The sequence below is a fragment of the Nonomuraea sp. NPDC049695 genome (genome assembly GCF_040674955.1).
Lineage (GTDB): Bacteria > Actinomycetota > Actinomycetes > Streptosporangiales > Streptosporangiaceae > Nonomuraea > Nonomuraea helvata.
Genome location: NZ_JBFANV010000086.1, coordinates 12,182 through 33,479, shown reverse-complemented (window position 1 = coordinate 33,479; position 21,298 = coordinate 12,182). Strand labels below are relative to the sequence as shown.

The following is a 21,298-nucleotide window of genomic DNA, read 5'->3' as shown; positions in this document are numbered from 1 at the left end:
CTGGTCCTCATCCGGCATCCCCCAACCGCGCGTGGTGCCAGCGGAACGCCCGCCGCTCGGCGGCCACCAGCACCGCGTTCACCAGCACTCCGAACAGCCCCACCCACAGGGCCGTGGCCAGGATGTCGGTCATCCGCGCGGGCACGGCGATCGAGGCGAAGAAGGTGAACACGCCGATGCCCTCGCCCCGCCCGGCCAGGAGCTCGATGATGACGGTCAGGATGAGCGCCACCCCCGCGGCCAGCCGGAACCCGGTGGCGATGAAGGGCGCCGACGACGGCAGCGACACGCGCATGAGCACCGCCGGAGGCCCGAAGCCGTACGACCGCAGCGACTCCTTGGCCAGGGGATCGACGCCGCGCAGGCCGTACATCGTGTTGTAGAGGATCGGCCACAGCGAGGCGTAGACCACCAGCGTGACGCGTAGCTGCGGCCCTGTGCCGATCATGAGGGACACCAGCGGGATCAGCGCCACCGACGGGATCGGCCGCAGGAACTCGACGACCGTGCGGGTGGCCGCGTCGATGATCGGCACGCTGCCGAGCACCAGGCCGAGCGGGATCGCGATCACCGTCGCGAGGCCGAGGCCGGCGCCCCAGGAGAGCAGGGTGGTCAGGGCGTGCGCGCGGAAGGCCGGATCGGACATCAGCGCCACAGCCCGTCCGAGGATCTCCGTGGCGGGCGGCAGGTACTGCGGGTCCACCAGCTCCGTACGGCTGAGCAGCTCGATCAGGGCGGCGAAGGCGAGGGCCCCGGCCGCCCGGCGACGCCAGCGCGTGGCGGCGGTCGCCGGGCGGGCACGGGCCAGGGTCTGAGCGCTCACCCGGAGGTGGTGGGCGACATCAGTGACTTGACGTCGATCGCCTTGGAGAGCCATTTGGCCTCCAGCATCCAGTCGGCCACCCGCTGGAGCCTGACGGGGTTGTCGTTGCTGGAGAAGTACGGGAACGTGACGGTGGCGGCGGTGGCCGCGTCGATCTGCGTGAAGTTGGGCAGCACCTTGGCCACCACCTCGCGGTTGTTCTCCATGAGCTTGGCCGCGTTGTGGATGGCCCGCTGGAACGCCGCCGCGGTCTTGGGGTTCTTGTCGTACCACTCCTGCGTGCTGACGTAGCCGGAGATCGGGAACTCGGCGGCGGGACCGGACGCCGGGTCGAGGATCTTGCGGGCGCCCATCGAGGACGTGGCCGCCGTGACCATGGGCTCGCCGAGGTACGCGGCATCGATCTGGCCGCCCTTCCACGAGGGCATGATGTTCTGGAACGTCACCTGGACGTACTTGATCTTGGCGGGGTCGACGTTGTTGGCCTTGAGCACCTGCGTCAGCGCCAGCTCCTGGAAGTTGTGCAGGACGTTCACGTTGATCGTCTTGCCTTCGAGGTCCTTGGGCGTCTTGATGGGCGACGTCGGCAGGGCCATGATGCTGAGCGAGTCGGGGGCCGCGCGAGAGCCCTCGGCCAGGATGCGCAGCTTCAGAGCCTGCTTGTCGTGCGCCTGGAACATCGACACGTAGTTGCCGAACATGGCGTCGATCTCGCCCTTGACCAGCATGGGGATGGCCTCCGGCGCGGCCTGGACCACTTGCGGGGTGACCTCCAGCCCTTCCTTCTCGAAGAGCTTCTGGTCGATGGCGACGTAGATGGCGGCACTGTCGATGGCGGGCAGGGTGGCGACCTTGATCTTCGTCTTCTCCAGGCCGCCGGCGGACGCGGACGGTGGCGCGCTCGCGGTCGTGGAGCCGCTTGTGCTGCACGCAACGGCGCCGAGTGTCAAAGCTAACCCGATGACGGCGGCCCTGGCGGGACGGCCAAGCCTCATGTCAGGGACTCCCTTCAGATGTGGAGCCAGGGGGGGACCGGGTGGCTTCTGCTCCCGGGGGCTGTGTGCCTGACGCACGACAGGGATCGACCGTAACACCAAATCTGCTGTCATTATCGCGAAAATAGCTCTTGTAGTTGCAATGTCCGATTGCAGCTCTATCGTGAAAAATTGAAGTACGTATGAAGCTGATGTTTGTCCGGTTTGGTAAAGGAGGTGTCGGTCGGGACTTCAGTTACTGATGGGGCATGCTATTCGATCTTTTCCGCGAGTCAAGAGGCGGCTCGCAGAGGGGTTTTGTGCTGCCTCTTTCCCCAGATAGGGGGCTGTTGGACCGATTTCATCGAATTTTCTGGACAATCGGGGATAAACACCTCAAGGGGGCACTGACAGTGGTTGGCCCTGGGCAACCCCTGTGCTCAAATGGCGCATATCTCGACGTACATATTGCCCCACCTGCATTTACCTGCAGAGTCACCGAGATTTCCCTCCACGGGCGAGAGGTTGCGAAGGCAAGTGAGAACGCAGAGCGCTGAAGCTTCCGCTGACCGCGAGCCGCACGGGCACCAGAAGCGACGGTTGCCCAACCCTCCTTCCCGGAGGTTCGGGCTGGGCAACTGGCACGTGCGATCGCGCCTTGTCGCGCTGATCGTCGTACCCACGGCCGTGGCCGTGGGGCTGGGCGGGCTGAACGTCATCACCTCGCTCAGCGACGCCAGCACCTATCAGACCCTCAGGGAGGTCGCCGAGCTCAGTGAGCAGCTCGGGGCCGTCACCCACGAGCTGGGTTTCGAACGTGACGAGACCGCCCTCTACATCGCCCAGGGCCGGCCGGAGAACCGCGAGGCCCAGCTCCGCACCACGTACAGCGGCGTGAACGGCCTCATCGACGAGGCCAAGCGGCGGGCGCAGCTGCTCACGGACACCCACGCGGACGCCGTACGGCCGGTGCTGCGGCGCTTGGACGAGATCCAGACGCTGCGCGACACGGCGGTCAAGGGGAAGATCCAGCCCCTGCCGATGATCCAGAAGTACTCCCAGATCATCTCCGCCCTGCTGCAGTTCCACGACCAGGTGGGCCAGGTCGCGGTGGACGACGAGGTCTCGCACAGCGCCAGCTCGATGGCGGCCATCGCCCGGGCCAAGGAGGAGGCATCCAAGCAGCGCGGCGTCCTGGCCAGCGCCCTGGACAAGAAGGGTTTCGACAGCGGCGAGCTCGACGCGCTCACCGACGCCAAGTCGCGCGAGGAGAGCGAAGAGACGCTGTTCGCGACCCTGGCCAACCTGGACCAGCTCGAGCTCTACCGCAACACGGTCGTGGGCAGGGACGTCGACCAGACCGACCTGTTCAGGCTCCGGGCCATGGCGCAGTCCGCCGAGGGCAAGGAACTGAGCATCGGCGTGCGGCCGGACAGGGACGTGGGCACCTGGTTCGACGTCAGCACCGGCAAGATCGACGCGCTGCGCAGCGTGGAGAAGGAGCTCGCCTCCTCCGTCATCCTGCGCGCCCGCGCCCTGGAGGAGGGCGCCAACCGCTCGGCCCTGATCTCCGGCGGCCTCATCCTGCTCCTGCTGCTCGTGGTGGTCGCGATCATCTCGCTCATCGCCCGCTCGCTCATCAGGCCGCTGCGCAAGCTGCGCGGCGAGGCGCTCGACGTCGCGGGCCACCGCCTGCCGGAGACCGTGCGGCAGCTGCGTGAGAACGGCGAGGGCTCGATCGGGCCGGTCATCCCCATCGGCGTGGACACCCACGACGAGATCGGCGAGGTGGCGCGGGCGTTCGACGAGGTGCACCGCGAGGCGGTCCGTCTCGCCGGCGAGGAGTCGAGGCTGCGCAGCAACGTCAACGCGATGTTCGTGAACCTGTCGCGGCGCAGCCAGACGCTGGTCGAGCGGCAGATCACGCTGATCGACGGGTTGGAGCAGGGCGAGCAGGACGAGCAGCGGCTCGGCAACCTGTTCAAGCTGGACCACCTGGCGACGCGTATGCGGCGTAACAGCGAGAACCTGCTGGTCCTCGCGGGTCAGGATCCGCCGCGCCGCTGGAGCCAGCCGGTCAAGCTGGTGGACGTCGCGAGAGCCTCCCTGTCGGAGGTCGAGAACTACGAGCGGGTCGTGCTCCAGGTGCCCGACGGCGTCTCGGTGGCGGGCCAGGCCGTCAACGACGTCATCCACCTGCTCGCCGAGCTGGTCGAGAACGCGCTGTCGTTCTCGCCCCGCGAGACCAGGGTCACGGTCTCCGGCAGCAGGATCGACGGCGGCGGCGTGATGCTGTCGATCACCGACGCCGGGATCGGCATGACACAGGAGGAGCTGGTCCAGGCCAACGAGCGGCTGACGGACGCACCCACCGTGGACGTGTCGGTGTCGCGGCGGATGGGCCTGTTCGTGGTGGCCAGGCTGGCGCACCGGCACGGCATCCGGGTGCAGCTGCGCCCGCACAGCTCGGGCGGCCTGACCGCGATGGTGCTCATCCCCGAGAACATGCTCGGCTCCCAGGCCCCGACCTTCACCGGTACGCCGTCCTTCTCCGGCAACCAGCCCCCCGCCTTCGCGGGCGCGGTGGCCGGCGGGCCCAGGGACGAGCCGTACTCGGGGCCCCATCCCGCTCCACCGGCGACGGACTGGCCGCAGGCACCGCACGCCGCGCCTCCGGCCACCGACTGGCCGCAGGCTCCGTACCAGCTGGGACCGGGCCACCCGTCGTTCCCGTCGGGCCCGGACGGCAACTGGCCGGCGGCCACGCAGCAGTGGCAGCCGGAGCCCGGAGGGTGGCCGGCGGAGCCCCGCCTCGGCGGCTACGACAGCGCCGACGTGTGGACGCCGCCCCGCGGTCCCGCCTGGAACGGCGACCACGCCCTGCCCAGGCGGCCCGCGCCGCCCGAGCCGCCGCCGGGCGGCTGGGGGCGCGACACCATGCCGCCGCAACGGCCCGGATTCGAGCTCCAGGAGAGCGACTCCGGCGCCACCGGTCCCATGCCGGCCGTTCCGCCCGCCTCGGCGGGGGACGACTACCTGCCGATCTTCGCCGCGGTGGAGTCCGCCTGGTTCGGCCGTAACAACGGGGCGAACTGGGGCTCGAGCAAAGCGGATGAGGGATGGCGCGCCGCGGAGGCGGTCGTGGAGCCGGTACGTGACAGCCAGACGGCGGCCGGCCTGCCCAAGCGGGTGCCGAAGGCGAACCTGGTGCCCGGCTCCGCCGACTCCTCGGCGGCGCCGAAGGGCGTGACACCGATGCCGTCGGTGTCGCCCGATCGGATACGCAACCGGCTCTCCAGCTTCCAGCAGGGCTTCCGGGCGGCACGTGACGACATCAGCGAGGGCAGGGCGCTCCCCTCTGGCCCGATGAACAACGACAGGGAGGAGGGCGTATGAACGATCTGAGCCACGCGGCACGCGGGGTGGACTGGTTGATCACCGACTTCGTCAGCACGGTCCCAGGGGTCGCGCACGCGGTGGTCGTCTCGTCCGACGGGTTGCCGCTGGCGGCTTCGTCGGGTTTCCCGGCTGACCGGGCCGATCAGCTGGCCGCGATCGCGTCAGGGCTGGTGAGCCTGACGCAGGGGGCCGCCAGGGTGTTCGAGGGTGGTGCGGTCAATCAGACGATCGTGGAGATGCAGCGCGGGCTGATGCTGATCATGTCGATCAGTGACGGCTCGTGCCTGGCGGTGCTGGCGGCTCCTGACTGTGACATGGGGCTGGTGGCGTACCAGATGACGCTGATGGTCGATCGCGCCGGTCAGGTGCTGACTCCGGCTGTGCGGGCCGAACTGCGCGCCAGCCAGACCAGGTGATGTAGGTGACAGACCCCAGATGGAACAGCGGCGGTTGGGCGCCTCAGCCTGTGCCCCAGTCCCAGTCGCAGCTGAATCCTGACCCCGCCTCGCCCGTCCGCCCGTACGCCGTGACAGGCGGACGGACGGCGCCGCGGGTCAAGCTGGCGATGGAGGCCCTGGTGTCCTCGGCGACCGCCGAGCACCGGGAGTTCTCGCATATCACGCCGGAGTACCAGGCGATCAGCCAACTGTGCCGGCAGGTCCGGTCCGTGGCAGAGGTGTCGGCCCTGCTGCGGATCCCCCTCGGCGTGGTGCGCGTGCTGATCGCTGACATGGCTGCCGAAGGTCTGGTCCGCGTGCATCAGCCACAGCTGGACGAGGGCAGGCCCGACGTTAATCTGCTCGAAAGGGTGCTCAGTGGACTTCGCAGGCTCTAGCCCCGGCCTCACCTCGACGAAGATCGTGGTGGCTGGAGGTTTCGGGGTGGGCAAGACGACGTTCGTCGGCGCGGTGTCGGAGATCATGCCGTTGACGACGGAGGCCGTGATGACCGACGCCTCCGTGGGGATCGACGACCTGGGCATGACGCCGCTGAAGTCGACCACGACCGTCGCCATGGACTTCGGCCGGGTCTCACTCGACCGTGATCTGATCCTGTACCTGTTCGGCACGCCCGGACAGCACCGGTTCTGGTTCATGTGGGACGACCTGGTAAGGGGAGCGATCGGGGCCGTCGTGCTGGTGGACACGCGCCGTCTCGCCGACAGCTTCCCGGCGATCGACTACTTCGAGGAGGCCCAGCTGCCGTTCGTGGTGGGCGTCAACGGCTGGGACGGAGAGTATCCGCACAGCGACGCCGAGGTGCGCGACGCCCTGACGCTGGCCCCGCACATCCCGCTGGTGCGGCTGGACGCCAGGTCGAAGGACTCCGTCAAGGCCGCGCTGATCAATCTGGTCGAGCACGCGCTCTCGGTACGCATGGCCGTGCCGGGCTGGGGCGGGTGATTACCCGGTTCGCGAGCGCGTTGACAGCCGCGGCACTCTCCTGATCACAATGGCTCCCGCCGAGCATCGCAGGAGCATCATGTCCCGTGGCCGCACCACATGAACGTGAGAAACCCGCTCACCGGGCAGACCGACAGGGCGCTCGCCCCTGTCCCGCCCGACCGGCTCGCCGCCGTCGCGGCCGGCCTGCGCGAACGGGCTTCGGGCCGACCGGCCGGCGAGGCCCTGTCCAGGTTCGGCGCCGCGCTGGCCGATGACGACGACCTGCTCGCCGCGCTGGTGGCCGACACCGGCAGGGTGGGGGAGTCGGTGCTGGAGCGGCAGATCGTCGCAGGCCTCATCGACCGATGGGTACGCCAGGCGCCCGCTCTCCTCGAGCCACGGGCCGAGTTCCCCGCCTCCCTGCCCGGTGTCTTCGTGGGGGGCGACGCGGTGCCGTACGAGCTGGTGGGGGTGATCAGCCCCTGGAACTTCCCGCTGCTGCTCGGCCTGATCGACGCCGTGCCCGCGCTGGCCGCGGGATGCGCGGTGCTGGTCAAGCCCAGCGAGGTGACGCCCAGGTTCATCGAGCCGCTGATGCGGCTGGTCCCCGACGACCTGCCGCTCGAGGTCGTCGAGGGCGACGGCGAGACGGGCGCGGCACTGGTGGACCTGGTGGACGCCGTGGTGTTCACCGGCAGCGTGGAGACGGGGCGGCTCGTCGCCCGCTCGGCGGCGCGCGCGTTCGTGCCCGCGTTCCTGGAGCTGGGCGGCAAGGACCCGGCGATCGTGCTGGCCGGGGCAGACCTGGAGCGGGCGGCGTCGGCGATCCTCTGGGGCGGCACCGCCAACGCCGGGCAGTCGTGCCAGTCGATCGAGCGCGTCTACGTGGCCAGGGAGGTCCACGACGAGTTCCTGGGGCTGCTCGTGGAGAAGGCCGCAAAGGTCGGGCTGACCTGCGAGGGCGGCCCCATCGGGCCGATCATCGGCCCCGGCCAGGAGGACGTGATCGCCGCGCACCTGGCCGACGCCGTCGCCAGGGGCGCGACCGTGCACACGGGCGGCGCGATCGAGCGGCACGGCGGCGGTCACTGGTGCCGACCGACAGTGCTCTCCGGCGTGGACCACGGCATGCTGGTGATGACGGAGGAGACGTTCGGCCCGGTGCTGCCGGTCATGGCCGTGGCGGGCGCCGACGAGGCCGTCGCGCTGGCCGATGACTCGGTCTACGGGCTGTCGGCCGCGGTCTTCGCCGCCACGGAGGAGCAGGCCATGGCCGTGGCGGCCCGGCTGCGCGCGGGCGCGATCAGCGTCAACGACGCCTCCCTGACCGCGCTGGTGCACGAGGGCGAGAAGCACTCCTTCCGCCTGTCGGGCCTCGGCGGCTCCCGCATGGGTGCGGCCTCCATCCGCAGGTTCCTGCGCCGCCGGGCCTTCCTGGTCAACCGATCCGACGCCGCCGACCCGTGGTGGCACACGACGAAGGAGTAGCTCCGGATGGGACTTCGCGCGGACATGCCGCTGCTGGCCCGCCACGAGGGCGAGTGGGAGGGGGAGTACCTGCATCTCGACCGCGACGGCACCCTGATCGACCGGCACCGCGTCCGGATGACCTGCGCGATCCTGGACGACGCCGTCTACCACCAGACCAACCGCTACACCTGGGACGACGGGCGCACGGAGGTGCACGAGTTCCCGGGGACGTACCTGGGCGGCGGGCGGTGCGGGTTCGACACCGAGCGGATCAAGGGCGAGTTCTGGGAGCTGGACGCGACCACCGTCTACCTCAGCTGGCAGTACAAGGCCGAGGACGAGGACCTGCGGCTCCACGAGATGATCGTGCTGAGCGAGGACGGCACGTCACGCAGCCGCGTCTGGCAATGGATCAAGGACGGCGTGTGCGTGAAGCGGACCCTGATCGACGAGCGCCGCGTGAGCTGACTCAGCCTCGCGCTCCGCGGTGCCACGACAGCATGGCGCGCTCGAAGCCCAGGAACGCGCCGTTCAGCACGATGCCGAGCACCCCCAGCAGCACGATCCCCGCCCACATGGCCGGGATGTCGAACTGGCTCTGCGCCTCCAGCATGCGGTGCCCGATGCCCTCGCTGCTGCCGACCAGCTCCGAGATGATCATCATGATCAGGGCCAGCGAGACGCTCAGCCGCAGGCCGGCGAAGATCTTGGGGGAGGCGCCGGGCAGGATGATGCGGGTGAGCCGCTGCCACGGGCCGAGCCGGTAGACGGTGCCGGTCTCGATGTACTGCCGGTCCACCGTACGGGCGCCGTCCATGGAGTTGATCAGTACGGGCCAGACGACGCCGTACACGATGGAGGCCAGCTGCATCGGGGTGCCGATCTTGAACAGCACCAGGAACACCGGCACCAGTGTGGTGGGCGGCACCGAGCGGCCGAAGTGCAGCAGCGGCTCCACCAGGGCCGACAGCCAGCGGGAGCGGCCGAGCGCGACGCCGATCGCCACCCCGGCCGCGCACGCCGCCGCCCACCCCGCGAACAGCCTGCCCAGGCTGGGCAGCAGGTCGGCCACGGCCTCGTCGGTCAGGAACGCCCGCGTCACCGGCCCCGAGAACCAGAGCTCGTGCAGCCTGGCCACGATCCGCGACGGCGGCGGGAAGTACGCGGCCTGCGCCGAGCGCGCGGCCAGCTCCCAGCACGCCACCGCCACCGGCAGCAGCCAGTACCACACCAGCCGCCCGCCGAGTTTCCGACGGCGGAGCGGGCGCCCGTGAGCGGATGATCGATCATCGGCGCTCATGCGGCGCCCTCCGTACGCGCACGGTGCCAGCGGAACACGCGCCGCTCGGCTACCGTGAACAGCAGGTTGGCGGCCAGCCCGATGAGCCCGGCCCACAGGGGCGCGGCCAGCATGCGGTCGAGCCGGTTCGCGCTGCCCGCCAGCGACTGGAACGCGCCGATCCCGCCGTCGCCGGGCGCCAGCAGCTCCACGCTCACCGCGACGATCAGGGTGACCGACACGGCGATCCGGATGCCGGTCGCGATGAACGGCGCCGCGCTCGGCAGGCTCACCCGCAGCGCCACGGCGACCGGCCCGAAGCCGAAGCTCCGCAGCGTCTCCTTGGCCAGCGGGTCGACGTCGCTCAGGCCGTACAGCGTGTTGATCAGCACCGGCCACGTGCAGGTGTAGACGACCAGCGCGGTCTTGGCGTCCTGGCTCTGAGCGAACAGGAACATCGCGACGGGGATCAGCGACACCGACGGGATCGGCCGCAGGAACTCCACCAGCGGCCGCACCGACCGCTCCACGAACGGCACCGTCCCGAGCAGCAGCCCCGCGGGCACGGCGACCGCCACCGCGATCGCCAGCCCGCTCGCGCACGCCGCCAGCGTGGCCAGCACGTCGGCCCTGAACTGCGCCTCCAGCGGCAGCTCGGCCGCCGCGGCGAGCACGGCCGACATGTGCGGCACGACGTCGGGGACGAGCCCGATCCGCCCGGCCAGCTCGGCGAGTGCGACGAAGGCGGCGATCCCGAGCGCCCCGAGCGCCGCCCGCCCGAGCCGGTGTTCGATCATCCGCTCACAGACGCGAACAGCTGCGCCGCATCCACCTTGGACTTGAGGTAGCCGTAGCCCTGCAGCAGATCGGCCAGCTTCTGGACGCTCGCCTTGTCGGCCTCCATCGAGAACTTGCCGAGCGTCATCGCCGCCGCCGCGTCCGCCGGGATCTGCGTGTACATCGGCACCACCTCGTCGATCGCCTTCCTGTCGGAGCTGGCGATCTGCTGGGCCTTGGCCAGGGCGCGGTGGAAGGCGGCGGCCGTCTTCGGGTTCTTGGCCAGCCAGTCCTCGGTGACGCCCCACCCGTCGATCGGCACGCCGGCCGTCACGCCGCTGGTCGTGTCGATGATCTGCGTCGCGCCGCCCTTCTTCGCCGCGGTCAGGAACGGCTCCACCAGCCAGGCCGCGTCCACCTTGCCCGAGGACAGCGCGGTGAGCTGGTCGGCGAAGGCCACCGGCACGTACTTGACGTCCTCCGGCTTGAGCCCGGCCTCCTGCAGGTGGGCGTTGGTCAGCGTCTGGCCGAGCGCCTTCAGCACGTTGACCGCGATCGTCTTGCCCTTGAGGTCGGCGGGCGCCTTGATCGGCGAGCCCTTGGCCACGACGACGCCGGCGACGCCGGGGGCGGCCTCCTGGCTGTGCTGGAAGAGCTTGAGCTTGGCCGCGCCGGAGTCGTTGATCGCCATCAGCGACACGTAGCTCGTCATGAACGCGTCCATGCTGCCGTTGAGGATCTTCGGCATGACCGCCTGCGGAGCCTGGATGATCTCCGTCTTGACGGTCAGGCCCTCCGCCTTGAAGAAGCCGCGCTTCTCCGCGATGAACAGGGGCGCGGACGACGGGACCGGCACCACGCCGACCAGGAGCTGGGTCTTCTCCAGCCCGCCGGAGGACGCGGCGCCGCCCGTGCCCGTCTGGCCGCCTCCTCCTCCGCACGCGCTGAGTGTCAGCGCGATCGCCATACCCGCGACTACGAACCTGGCCAGTTTCATGCAACCGCCTTTCTTGGTCTTGTCATCAGGTGGGAGACCGGAGGAAGAGGGTCAGCGCGGCCTGGCCTCGATGAGGCTCGCGCCGGAGCCCAGCTCGACGACGTCGGTCAGCGCCAGATCGGCCTGGGAGAGCAGGGCCGCGAACTCGTCGCGGCTGCGCTCGGTGCCGCCGTTGAAAATCGCCAGCATGCGCATGTCGATGTCCTTACCCAGGTGCGGCCTCTCGTCATCAGGAAGCACCGTCTCCAGGATCAGGACGCGGCCATCGGGGTTCATGGCCTTGCGGACGTTGCGCAGGATCTTGACGCAGTCCTCGTCGTCCCAGTTGTGCAGGACGCTGGCCAGCAGATAGACGTCGCTGCCGGCCGGGACCTCGGCGAAGAAGTCGCCGGCGACGACCTCGGACCGCTCGGCCAGGCCCTCCGCCGCCAGTGTCCGCCTGGCGTGCTCGACGACGTGCTCCAGGTCGAACAGGATGCCGCGCATCTGCGGGTTGGCGTGCAGCACCGTGGCCAGGATGTGGCCCTTTCCGCCGGCCACGTCCACCATGGTCGCCGTCGGGGGGAAGTCGTACCGCTTGGCCAGGCCCTCGGTCAACGCTGCGGCCCTGGCGGTCATGTAGTCGTTGAACAACCGACTCGAAGCCGGATTTTTCGCGAGATGGTCGTATACGTGGCCGTACCGCTTGACGAAGGCCGAGCTGCCGTCGCGGACCGTGGCGGGCAGCATGCCGATGGCGTACCAGAAGCTCTCCTCGCCGAGCATGCGGATCGAGGAGCGCACGGAGTCGGGGGCGTCCGAGCGGAGCGCGGTGCCCTTCTCCGTCAGGTCGTACGCGTCCGGTCCTGCGGTGCGGACCAGGCCGATGCTCGCCAGCTCGCGCAGGACCCGGCGCAGCGCGGGGGCGTTGGCGCCGGCGCGCACGGCCAGCTCGGAGGTGTCGAGCGGACCGTGCGCCAGGTGGTCGGCCAGGCCCAGCTCCGCCATGGTGAGCAGGGCCGCGAAACGGGAGATGTCGCCTAAGGCTCCCCAAAGGAGTTCATCGGAATGCGGCATAGGTCCTTCCAGGGTCAGGGATTGCGGGTGGCCTGCCGGTGCCAGACGAGGACGCGGCGTTCGGCCAGCACGAACAGGGAGTTCACGACGTAACCGAGGATGCCGAGCAGGGCGATGGTCGCCCACACCGCGGCGCCGTCGAAGCTGCGCTGGGCTGTCAGCAACTGGTAGCCGATGCCGTCGGTGCCGCCGATGAACTCGGTGAGCACCATGAGGATCAAGGCCAGTGAGAGGCTGAGCCGCAGCCCGGCGAAGATCTTGGGCGAGGCGGCGGGGAGCTCGACCACGAACAGGCGCTGCAGCTTCGACAGGTTGAACACCGCGGCCGTCTCGGTGTAGGTGCGGTCCACCGCCCTGGCGCCCTCGATCGAGTTGAGCAGCGTCGGCCAGATCACGCCGAACACGATCGTGGCCAGCTGCGTGGCCAGCGCGGCGTTGAACGCTTGACCAGAGGAAGGAACGCTCGCAAGAGTGGCGAACAGCGGGAGGAACACCGGCAGCAGCAGCGGGGGAGGCACGGCCCGGCCGAACTCGATCAGCGGGTCCACGTAGTCGGTCGCCGAGCGCGAGCGCCCGAGCAGTATGCCCGCCACCACGCCGATCAGCGCGGCCAGGACCCAGCCGCCGAACATGCGGCCGAGGCTCGGCAGGATGTTGCCGATCGCGTCGTCGGTGAGGAAGACGCGAGTGGCCGGGCCGGAGAACCACAGCTCGTACATGCGGACGACGATGGTCGTGGGCGGCGGGAAGTCGGTATCGCCGATGGCGCGCCCGAGGAGCTCCCAGACGACCAGCACCGCGGGGACCACCCAGAGCCTGGTGAGGGCTTTCACGCCTCGGCCACCCCCGTCCGTACGCGGTGCCAGTGGAAGAGGCGTCGCTCGCCGGCCAGCAGGACCACGTTGGCGATCACGCCGATGATGCCGGCCCAGAACGTCGCCGCCAGCATGAGGTCCATCCGGTTGCCGCTGCCCGCGACGCTTACGTAGACGCCGATGCCGGCGACGCCGCCGGCGATCAGCTCGGCGCTGACGGCCAGGACGAGCGCGACCCCGGCGGCGATCCTGACCCCCGTCGCGACGAACGGGGCCGCGCTGGGCAGGCTCACCCTGGCGAGCACGGCCAGGTCGCCGAATCCGAAGCTGCGCAGGGACTCCTTGGCCTGCGGGTCCACGTCGTGCATGCCGTACAGGGTGTTGATCAGGATCGGCCAGATGGAGGCGTACACGATGACCGAGATCTTCATCAGCTCGTCCGCCGGGATCAGCAGGATCGCGAGCGGGATGATGGCCACCGAGGGGATCGGGCGCATGAACTCCAGCACCGGCCTGATGGCCCGTTCCAGCGGCGCCAGCGCCCCGAGCAGCACGCCCAGGGGCACGGCCACCGCGGTGGCGATCAGCAGGCCGAGCGCCCAGTTGGTGAGCGTGGCGCCGACCCCCGCGAGGAAGTCGGGGTCGGCGAGCATGCGCGCGGCCTCGTACAGGATGACCGAAGGAGGGGGAGTGCCCAGGCCTTGCAGCCCGAAGCGGATGACCACCTCCCCGAGAACAAGGAACCCCGCGGCGCCGACGGCGCCGCGGAGCAGTCGGGCACCGGCCATCAGCTCGACGACGGCGCCGCGATGACGGACTTCACGTCGATGGCGCTCTTGAGGTACCCGTACTCGAGCATGAGGTCGGCCACCTTCTGCAGGCGGTCCGCGTTCAGCTCACTCGGGTACGTGCCCAGCGTGATCACCGACGCCGTCTTGGCGTCGATCTTCGTGTACGTCGGCAGCATGGTCTCGATCTGCTTGCGGTCGCTCGAGGCGAGCTGCTGCGCCTTGGAGATGGCGCGCTGGAACGCGGCCAGCGTCTTCGGGTACTTCGCGGACCAGTCCTCGGTGGCCATCCAGCCCGCGATGGGGAAGTTCTCCATCTGACCGGTCATGGTGTCGGCGAGCTTGCGGAAGCCGCTGGCGCTCTGGGTGGCCGTGATGAACGGCTCGGTGAGAAGGCCCGCGTCGCCCTGGCCGCTCTTGATCGCGGCGCCCATCTCGGGGAGCGGCTTCTCGGCGAACTTGACGTCCGTCTCCTTGAGACCGGCCACCTTGAGCTGCGTCGCCACCGCCAGTGTGGAGATGTTGTGCAGGTTGTTGACCAGGACGGTCTTGCCCTTCAGGTCCGCCACCGTCTTGAGCGGGGAGTCCCCTGGGACCATGATGTTGAACGTGTTCGGACCGGCCTGATAGCAGTCCGCGATCAGCTTGATCTTCTTGCCCGTGCTGACGGCCAGGAAGGTCGAGACGTAGTTGGTCATCGAGATGTCCAGCGCGCCGCTCTCGATCTGCGGCAGGGCGGCGGCGCCACCGGTGATGATGACCGGGTTCACCGTCAGTCCCTCTTCCTTGAAGAAGCCCTTCGCGTTGGCGAGGTAGAGGGATACGGCGTCCGGAACAGGGAGAGCGCCGACCTTGATGGTGGTCTTCTCCAAGCCCTTGCTGTCGGCCGAGGAGTCCGCAGGCTTGTCGGACCCACTGCAGCCGGTCAGGGCGAGAGCGACTGCGACGCCGAGAGCAATGGCGTTACAGCGCAGTTTGCGTGTCATCGGGGGGGTTCTCCTACCAGGGGAAGCTTTTGGAGATCGGCACGGGATGCCGGGCGTGAAGCGTACCGGAGGGGAGAAGGCGGCGGCAGATCCATGCCGCGAATATGAAGTTATCTGCTAAAGATGACTGTAAGACGCTATAGGTGTAAATATTGGCATATAGCGCCTTTTGTTCCCGTATGTCCGGATTGATGCGGCGGTTGCGCTCCGTAAACGGGAGCTTGCGACGTGAACAATGTGTGACTTGGAACGGTTGAAACCCTACGAGACGTTGGCTGAAGTATGAGGTTTGTGCTCAAATTGGGCCTCGAACTTGCCTGCGATCACTCGTCCATGTGACGAAGCCGCTGAGACCCCCCTAGAAGCAGGCCAATGGCGAGAGGTTGCCATCAGTGACGACAACAACGACCGGCCCCGGTCGTGGCAGGGCTCCGGACCTGCCTGAAGATTCTGTGGGCGGCGAGGCACCAGAGGTGCGGCAGCCCAGGTCGGGTAGCCCGTTCGCGCTGCGCAACTGGCGGGTGCGTACCCGTCTCATCGCCCTCATCGCCGTTCCCACGCTTGTGGGCGTGATCCTGGGCGGGCTGCGCGTCACCACCTCCATCAACAGCGCCCAGCAGTACCAGCAGATCAGCCAGGTGGGCGCGCTGGTCACGCAGCTCGGCGAGCTGTCCCGGGACTTCGGTCTCGAACGCGACCTGGCCGGCCGTTTCGTGGCCTCCAACCGGAGCGCGGCCGACCGGGACCGGCTGAAGAGCCAGCAGGAGATCGTGGACGCCAGCGTCGGCCGCACCCTGGAGGTCGCGAAGACCGCCGAGTCGTCACTGTCCGACACCGGCCGCAGGACCCTGGACCGCATCCGCACCCGCCTCGGCCAGCTCGCCTCGCTGCGCGCCACCGTCGCCGGCTCGCAGCTGCCGCCGCTGCCGACGGTGGAGAAGTACTCCGAGACGATCGCCGACATGCTGCAGCTCTACGAGGAGCTCGGCCAGGGAGCGACCGACGAGGAGCTCATCTCCACGAGCTCCGCGCTCCGTTCCGTCGCCCGTGCGGAGGAGCAGGCCTCCAAGCAGCGCGCCCTTCTGGCGATCGCGCTGACCAGGGGCACGTTCGAGGAGCCGGAGTTCAACGCCTTCCTCGACGCCCGCTCCCGGCGCGAGAGCGAGCGGGCCGCGTTCCTCGCCGTGGCCACGCAGCCGCAGCGGCAGATGTTCGACAACACGGTCGCCAGCGTGAAGATCGGCCGCGCCGAGTTCTACATCGCCCGAGCCGTGCTGCTGACGAACAACCACCAGTCCCTGCGCAGACTGGACAGCTCCACCACGAACGACGTCGACCGCTGGTTCCAGTCCATCAGCGAGACCGTCGACCGGCTCCACCAGGTGCAGAAGTCGCTCGGCGAGCAGGTGGCCACCCGGAGCGCCGACGTCGCGAGCAGCGACAGGCAGCTGGCCGCGATCAACATCGGCATCGTCGCCGTGCTGCTCGTCCTGGTCCTCGCGATCACCGCCCTGATGGCCAGCTCGCTCGTACGCCCGCTCAGGCGCCTGCGCGGTGACGCGCTGAAGATCGCCGGCCAGACGCTGCCCGACCTCGTCCGCCAGCTCCGCCAGAGCGACGTGCGCCCCGAACAGCTAACGGTGCCACCCATCGAGATCAACACCAAGGACGAGATCGGTGAAGTCGCCCGGGCCTTCGACGAGGTCCACCGCGAGGCGGTCCGTCTCGCCGGCGAGGAGTCGAGGCTCCGTAGCAACGTCAACGCGATGTTCGTGAACCTGTCGCGGCGCAGCCAGACGCTGGTCGAGCGGCAGATCACGCTGATCGACGGGTTGGAGCAGGGCGAGCAGGACGAGCAGCGGCTCGGCAACCTGTTCAAGCTGGACCACCTGGCGACGCGTATGCGGCGTAACAGCGAGAACCTGCTGGTCCTCGCGGGTCAGGATCCGCCGCGCCGCTGGAGCCAGCCGGTCAAGCTGGTGGACGTCGCGAGAGCCTCGCTGTCGGAGGTCGAGAACTACGAGCGGGTCGTCCTGGAGGTCCCCGAGGGTGTCTCCATCGCCGGCCAGGCCGTCAACGACGTCATCCACCTGCTCGCCGAGCTGATCGAGAACGCCTTGTCGTTCTCGCCCCGCGAGACCCGCGTGCCGGTCTCCGGCAGCAGGATCGACGGCGGCGGCATCATGCTCTCCATCAGTGACTCCGGCATCGGCATGACCCAGGAGGAGCTCGCCGAGGCCAACCAGCGGCTGATGGAGGCGCCCAGCGTGGACGTCTCCGTCTCCCGCCGCATGGGCCTGTTCGTGGTGGCCAGGCTGGCGCACCGGCACGGCATCAGGGTGCAGCTGCGCCCGCACGGCACGGGCGGCCTGACCGCGATGGTGCTCATCCCCGAGTCGCTGCTGGGGGCCGCGGCCCCGTCGTACGCCGGCTCCACGCCCGCGAACCAGCCGGCCCAGGAGGCGTTCCCCACGCCGCAGCCGGCCTCGGCCAGCCCATGGCCGGCCGGGGGCTACCAGATGGGGCCTGGGCACCCGTCCTATCCCAGTGGCGCACACCCCTCGTATCCGTCGTACCCGTCCGAGCCGGTGCCGAGCGGCGCCTGGCCGTCGGCCCCGCAGTGGCCGGCCGAGCAGCCGAACTGGATGGCCTCCAACGAGGCCGCCTCGGACGTCTGGGTCTCCTCGCGCGCGCCGATGACCGGGGAGACCGCGCTGCCCAAGCGCGGCGCCCTGCCCGACGACCCACGCCCCTGGTCGCGCGCCGCCGAGAAGGGGCTGCCCCCGCAGCAGCGCTACGACTTCCCCGAGACCGAAGCCGCCGCGACGGGCCCGATCCCCGCGGTGAAGCCGGCCTCGGCCGGGGACGAGTACCTGCCGATCTTCGCCTCGGTCGAATCGGCCTGGTTCGACCACGGCGTCGAGAGCGGCGCGACCTGGGGCTCCGCCAAGGCCGACGCGGGCTGGAGCGCCGCCGAGGCCGTGGTCGAGCCGGTTCGTGACGGCTCGACGGCGGCCGGCCTGCCCAAGCGGGTGCCGAAGGCGAACCTGGTGCCCGGCTCGGCCGACACCGTGTCGGCCCCGAAGGGGGTCGCGCCCACGCCGTCGGTCTCCCCGGAACGGGTACGCAGCCGGCTCTCCAGCTTCCAGCAGGGCTTCCGCGCCGCGCGCGATGACATCAGCGAGGGCAGGACGTACGGGTCCGGCTCCAGGAGTGACAGTAGGGAGGAGGGCGCGTGAACGACCTTAGCCACGCGGCACGCGGGGTGGACTGGTTGATCACCGACTTCGTCAGTACCGTTCCGGGAGTCGCGCACGCCGTGGTCGTCTCGTCCGACGGGTTGCCGCTGGCGGCTTCGTCGGGTTTCCCGGCTGACCGGGCCGACCAGCTGGCCGCGATCGCGTCAGGCCTGGTGAGCCTGACGCACGGCGCTGCCAGGGTGTTCGAGGGCGGCGCGGTCAACCAGACGATCGTGGAGATGCAGCACGGGCTGATGCTCACCATGTCGATCAGTGACGGCTCGTGCCTGGCGGTGCTGGCGGCCCCTGACTGTGACATGGGGCTGGTGGCGTACCAGATGACGCTGATGGTCGATCGCGCCGGTCAGGTGCTGACTCCGGCTGTGCGCGCGGAGCTTCGCGCCAGCCAGACCAGGTGATGTAAGTGACAGACCCCAGATGGAACAGCGGCGGCTGGGATTCCCATAACAGCGGTGCCTGGGACTCCCAGAACAGTGGGAGCTGGCAGCCACCACCGCCGAGCTGGCAGCCTCCTCCCACGCCGCCTCCCAGCGCCGACCCCGCCTCGCCGGTACGGCCCTACGCCGTCACGGGCGGACGTACCGCGCCCAAGGTCAAGCTGGCCATGGAGGCGCTGGTGTCCTCGGCGACCGCCGAGCACCGGGAGTTCTCGCACATCACCCCCGAGTACAAGGCGATCAGTCAGCTGTGCCTGCAGGTCAGGTCGGTGGCCGAGGTCTCGGCGCTGTTGCGGATCCCGCTCGGTGTGGTGCGTGTTCTGATCGCGGATATGGCGGCGGAAGGCCTGGTTCGGGTGCATCAGCCGCAGCTGGATGCGGGTAGGCCGGACGTCAACCTGCTGGAAAGGGTGCTCAGTGGACTTCGCAGGCTCTAGCCCCGGTTTGACCTCGACGAAGATCGTGGTCGCCGGCGGATTCGGGGTGGGCAAGACGACGTTCGTCGGCGCGGTGTCGGAGATCATGCCGTTGACGACGGAGGCCGTCATGACCGACGCCTCCAAGGGCATCGACGACCTGGGCATGACACCGCTGAAGTCGACCACCACCGTCGCCATGGACTTCGGCCGCGTGTCGCTCGACCGCGACCTGATCCTCTACCTGTTCGGCACGCCCGGACAGCACCGGTTCTGGTTCATGTGGGACGACCTGGTACGCGGTGCGATCGGCGCGGTCGTGCTCGTGGACACCCGGCGTCTGGCGGACAGCTTCCCGGCGATCGACTACTTCGAGGAGGCCCAGCTGCCGTTCATCGTGGGGGTGAACGGATGGGACGGCGTCTACGGGCACAGCGACGCCGAGGTGCGCGACGCGCTCACCCTGGCGCCGCACATCCCGATGGTGCGCCTCGACGCCCGCTCCAAGGATTCGGTCAAGAGCGCGCTGATCAACCTGGTCGAGCACGCTCTCACAGTCCGCATGGCCGTGCCAGGCTGGAGCGGCTAGCGGAGCGGATAGGCTGGAGTCTTAGACGTTCATTCGCTTCGAGGACTGGCCAACCACGTGTTCGAGACGCTTTCCGACCGGTTGACATCGGTCTTCTCCTCCCTCAGGTCCAAAGGCCGGCTGTCCGATGCCGACATCGACGCCACCACCCGCGAGATCCGCATCGCCCTGCTGGAGGCCGATGTCGCACTCCCGGTGGTCAAGGCGTTCGTCGCCCAGGTCAAGGAGCGCGCCCGCGGCGTCGAGGTCTCCCAGGCGCTCAACCCGGCGCAGCAGGTCGTCAAGATCGTCAATGACGAGCTGATCGCGATCCTCGGCGGCGAGACCCGCAGGCTCCGCCTGGCGAAGACGCCGCCGACCGTCATCATGCTCGCGGGTCTGCAGGGCTCGGGTAAGACGACCCTGGCGGGCAAGCTCGCCAAGTGGCTGCGCGAGCAGGGTCACGTGCCCCTGCTCGTCGCCGCCGACCTGCAGCGCCCCAACGCCGTCCAGCAGCTCCAGGTCGTGGGCGAGCGCGCCCAGGTCGCGGTCTACGCCCCCGAGCCGGGCAACGGCGTGGGCGACCCGATCGAGGTCGCGCGCAGGTCGGTCGACGAGGCCAAGCGCCTGCAGCACGACATCGTCATCATCGACACCGCCGGCCGCCTGGGCATCGACCAGGAGATGATGAAGCAGGCCGCCGACATCCGCGACGCGGTCTCGCCCGACGAGGTCCTGTTCGTGGTCGACGCCATGATCGGTCAGGACGCCGTCACGACGGCGCAGGCGTTCATGGACGGCGTCGGCTTCGACGGGGTCGTGCTGACCAAGCTCGACGGCGACGCCCGGGGTGGCGCGGCCCTCTCGGTCCGGCACATCACGGGCCGGCCGATCATGTTCGCCTCCATGGGCGAGAAGCTGGAAGACTTCGACGCCTTCCACCCCGACCGGATGGCCTCCCGCATTCTCGACATGGGTGACATCCTCACCCTGATCGAGCAGGCTCAGAAGACGTTCGACGAGGAGCAGGCCGCCAAGATGGCGGGCAAGCTCACCTCGGGCGAGAACTTCACGCTCGAGGACTTCCTCGAGCAGATGATGATGGTCCAGAAGATGGGGCCCATCAAAAACCTGCTGGGCATGATGCCCGGCATGGGGCAGATGCGCGACCAGCTCAACTCCATCGACGACCGCGACCTCGACCGCATCGCCGCCATCATCCGCTCGATGACGCCCGGCGAGCGCCAGGACCCCAAGATCATCAATGGCTCGCGCCGGGCCCGCATCGCGGCCGGCTCCGGCGTCTCGGTCACCGCCGTGAGCAACCTCGTCACCCGCTTCTTCGAGGCACAGAAGATGATGAAGCGGATGGCGGGCGGCATGGGCATCCCCGGCATGCCGGGCGGTCGTGGCAAGGCGGCCAAGGCGCAGAAGAAGGCCAAGAAGGGGCGGCGCGTCAGCGGCGACCCGCGCAAGGCCGCGCTCGGCAAGGCCCCCGCCGACGCTTCCGCCGACGAGCCCAAGAAGGGTGGCGTGCTCGGCAACCTCGGTGGCAAGCTGCCGCCGGGCATGGAGCTGCCGCCGGGCTTCGACCCGTCCAAGCTCCGGCTGCCCGGCCAGAAGTAACCGCCGCCTAGACCTGGCGGCCGCCCTTCCGGCTGCTTCGCCTCCCGGGGGGCGTTCCGCTCCCGCGCGAGCCTGCCTTGTGGTGGCGGGCCCGTACCGCGCGGCGCGCCGTACGGGACGTCGATGGCAGTGCCGTCGATCTGGCACAATGGCATGTTGGAACACCGTGACCAGGCGGGTGCCCTCTCACCTCCCGCCGGACACGCCTGTCCCTGGAGCGTCGTCCCGTCGTGCCCCACTCG

At 69.4% G+C, this 21,298-nt stretch carries 20 protein-coding genes; 11 read left to right on the top strand and 9 right to left on the bottom strand.

What is annotated here, in order from left to right:
* Positions 1–7 precede the first annotated feature (7 nt).
* Positions 8–823 (bottom strand): ABC transporter permease subunit, encoded by an 816-nt coding sequence (locus tag AB0J64_RS45210; RefSeq protein ID WP_364042009.1) that lies wholly within the window; start codon positions 821–823, stop codon positions 8–10.
* Positions 820–1,818 (bottom strand): ABC transporter substrate-binding protein, encoded by a 999-nt coding sequence (locus tag AB0J64_RS45205; protein WP_364042007.1) that lies wholly within the window; start codon positions 1,816–1,818, stop codon positions 820–822. The genes AB0J64_RS45210 and AB0J64_RS45205 overlap by 4 nt, the downstream gene beginning before the upstream one ends.
* A 579-nt stretch (positions 1,819–2,397) precedes the next feature.
* Between AB0J64_RS45205 and AB0J64_RS45200 the strand changes: the two genes are divergently transcribed.
* From AB0J64_RS45200 to AB0J64_RS45175, 6 genes are all read left to right on the top strand, one after another.
* Positions 2,398–5,193: a nitrate- and nitrite sensing domain-containing protein gene (locus AB0J64_RS45200; protein ID WP_364042005.1), complete on the top strand. Its 2,796-nt coding sequence runs from the start codon at positions 2,398–2,400 to the stop codon at positions 5,191–5,193.
* Positions 5,190–5,612, top strand: coding sequence for a roadblock/LC7 domain-containing protein (locus tag AB0J64_RS45195; RefSeq protein ID WP_020546542.1), 423 nt, complete (start codon positions 5,190–5,192; stop codon positions 5,610–5,612). Before AB0J64_RS45200 ends, AB0J64_RS45195 begins: the two co-directional genes overlap by 4 nt.
* Positions 5,613–5,662: 50 nt before the next feature.
* Positions 5,663–6,031 (top strand): DUF742 domain-containing protein, encoded by a 369-nt coding sequence (locus tag AB0J64_RS45190; RefSeq protein ID WP_185078676.1) that lies wholly within the window; start codon positions 5,663–5,665, stop codon positions 6,029–6,031.
* A complete protein-coding gene (locus tag AB0J64_RS45185; protein ID WP_364042003.1) occupies positions 6,012–6,599 on the top strand; it encodes an ATP/GTP-binding protein in 588 nt (195 codons plus the stop codon). The genes AB0J64_RS45190 and AB0J64_RS45185 overlap by 20 nt, the downstream gene beginning before the upstream one ends.
* Before the next feature lie 105 nt (positions 6,600–6,704).
* Entirely contained in the window at positions 6,705–8,069 is a 1,365-nt protein-coding gene (locus AB0J64_RS45180) for an aldehyde dehydrogenase family protein (protein ID WP_364042001.1), read from the top strand.
* A 6-nt stretch (positions 8,070–8,075) separates the two neighbouring features.
* The gene (locus AB0J64_RS45175) at positions 8,076–8,519 is read left to right on the top strand and encodes a hypothetical protein (protein ID WP_364041999.1); all 444 of its coding nucleotides are present in this window, start codon (positions 8,076–8,078) and stop codon (positions 8,517–8,519) included.
* 1 nt (position 8,520) lies between these two features.
* Here AB0J64_RS45175 and AB0J64_RS45170 read toward each other — a convergent pair whose 3' ends face one another.
* The 7 genes from AB0J64_RS45170 to AB0J64_RS45140 are packed head-to-tail and all read right to left on the bottom strand — an operon-like array spanning position 8,521 to position 14,749.
* A complete protein-coding gene (locus AB0J64_RS45170; RefSeq protein ID WP_364041997.1) occupies positions 8,521–9,351 on the bottom strand; it encodes an ABC transporter permease in 831 nt (276 codons plus the stop codon).
* Positions 9,348–10,127: an ABC transporter permease subunit gene (locus AB0J64_RS45165; RefSeq protein ID WP_364041995.1), complete on the bottom strand. Its 780-nt coding sequence runs from the start codon at positions 10,125–10,127 to the stop codon at positions 9,348–9,350. The genes AB0J64_RS45170 and AB0J64_RS45165 overlap by 4 nt, the downstream gene beginning before the upstream one ends.
* Positions 10,124–11,104, bottom strand: coding sequence for an ABC transporter substrate-binding protein (locus tag AB0J64_RS45160; RefSeq protein WP_364041993.1), 981 nt, complete (start codon positions 11,102–11,104; stop codon positions 10,124–10,126). Before AB0J64_RS45160 ends, AB0J64_RS45165 begins: the two co-directional genes overlap by 4 nt.
* 51 nt (positions 11,105–11,155) lie before the next feature.
* Positions 11,156–12,160, bottom strand: a complete 1,005-nt coding sequence (locus AB0J64_RS45155) for a methyltransferase (protein WP_364041991.1) — start codon at positions 12,158–12,160, stop codon at positions 11,156–11,158.
* 14 nt (positions 12,161–12,174) lie between these two features.
* On the bottom strand, positions 12,175–12,993 hold the full coding sequence (locus AB0J64_RS45150) for an ABC transporter permease (RefSeq protein ID WP_364041989.1): 819 nt from the start codon (positions 12,991–12,993) through the stop codon (positions 12,175–12,177).
* Positions 12,990–13,763 carry an ABC transporter permease gene (locus tag AB0J64_RS45145; RefSeq protein WP_364041987.1) on the bottom strand — a complete coding sequence of 258 codons (774 nt, stop codon included), beginning with the start codon at positions 13,761–13,763 and terminating at the stop codon, positions 12,990–12,992. Before AB0J64_RS45145 ends, AB0J64_RS45150 begins: the two co-directional genes overlap by 4 nt.
* Positions 13,763–14,749: an ABC transporter substrate-binding protein gene (locus AB0J64_RS45140; RefSeq protein ID WP_364041986.1), complete on the bottom strand. Its 987-nt coding sequence runs from the start codon at positions 14,747–14,749 to the stop codon at positions 13,763–13,765. The genes AB0J64_RS45145 and AB0J64_RS45140 overlap by 1 nt, the downstream gene beginning before the upstream one ends.
* 392 nt (positions 14,750–15,141) lie before the next feature.
* Between AB0J64_RS45140 and AB0J64_RS45135 the strand changes: the two genes are divergently transcribed.
* From AB0J64_RS45135 to ffh, 5 genes are read left to right on the top strand one after another with little or no spacing between them, the layout of a single operon-like run.
* Positions 15,142–17,988, top strand: a complete 2,847-nt coding sequence (locus tag AB0J64_RS45135; protein ID WP_364041984.1) for a nitrate- and nitrite sensing domain-containing protein — start codon at positions 15,142–15,144, stop codon at positions 17,986–17,988.
* Positions 17,985–18,407, top strand: coding sequence for a roadblock/LC7 domain-containing protein (locus AB0J64_RS45130; protein WP_364041982.1), 423 nt, complete (start codon positions 17,985–17,987; stop codon positions 18,405–18,407). The genes AB0J64_RS45135 and AB0J64_RS45130 overlap by 4 nt, the downstream gene beginning before the upstream one ends.
* A gap of 5 nt (positions 18,408–18,412) precedes the next feature.
* The gene (locus AB0J64_RS45125; protein WP_344986842.1) at positions 18,413–18,883 is read left to right on the top strand and encodes a DUF742 domain-containing protein; all 471 of its coding nucleotides are present in this window, start codon (positions 18,413–18,415) and stop codon (positions 18,881–18,883) included.
* A 7-nt stretch (positions 18,884–18,890) separates the two neighbouring features.
* On the top strand, positions 18,891–19,451 hold the full coding sequence (locus tag AB0J64_RS45120; protein ID WP_344986840.1) for an ATP/GTP-binding protein: 561 nt from the start codon (positions 18,891–18,893) through the stop codon (positions 19,449–19,451).
* 57 nt (positions 19,452–19,508) lie between these two features.
* Positions 19,509–21,056 carry a signal recognition particle protein gene (gene ffh, locus AB0J64_RS45115; protein WP_364041980.1) on the top strand — a complete coding sequence of 516 codons (1,548 nt, stop codon included), beginning with the start codon at positions 19,509–19,511 and terminating at the stop codon, positions 21,054–21,056.
* The last annotated feature ends 242 nt before the right edge of the window (positions 21,057–21,298 follow it).

Excerpts from the sequence above, each read along its gene's own strand:
- AB0J64_RS45205 (WP_364042007.1), bottom strand. The coding sequence starts at position 1,818 with ATGAGGCTTGGCCGTCCCGCCAGGGCCGCCGTCATCGGGTTAGCTTTG.
- AB0J64_RS45195 (WP_020546542.1), top strand. The coding sequence starts at position 5,190 with ATGAACGATCTGAGCCACGCGGCACGCGGGGTGGACTGGTTGATCACC.
- AB0J64_RS45175 (WP_364041999.1), top strand. The coding sequence starts at position 8,076 with ATGGGACTTCGCGCGGACATGCCGCTGCTGGCCCGCCACGAGGGCGAG.
- AB0J64_RS45170 (WP_364041997.1), bottom strand. The coding sequence starts at position 9,351 with ATGAGCGCCGATGATCGATCATCCGCTCACGGGCGCCCGCTCCGCCGT.
- AB0J64_RS45165 (WP_364041995.1), bottom strand. The coding sequence starts at position 10,127 with ATGATCGAACACCGGCTCGGGCGGGCGGCGCTCGGGGCGCTCGGGATC.
- AB0J64_RS45160 (WP_364041993.1), bottom strand. The coding sequence starts at position 11,104 with ATGAAACTGGCCAGGTTCGTAGTCGCGGGTATGGCGATCGCGCTGACA.
- AB0J64_RS45155 (WP_364041991.1), bottom strand. The coding sequence starts at position 12,160 with ATGCCGCATTCCGATGAACTCCTTTGGGGAGCCTTAGGCGACATCTCC.
- AB0J64_RS45145 (WP_364041987.1), bottom strand. The coding sequence starts at position 13,763 with ATGGCCGGTGCCCGACTGCTCCGCGGCGCCGTCGGCGCCGCGGGGTTC.
- AB0J64_RS45140 (WP_364041986.1), bottom strand. The coding sequence starts at position 14,749 with ATGACACGCAAACTGCGCTGTAACGCCATTGCTCTCGGCGTCGCAGTC.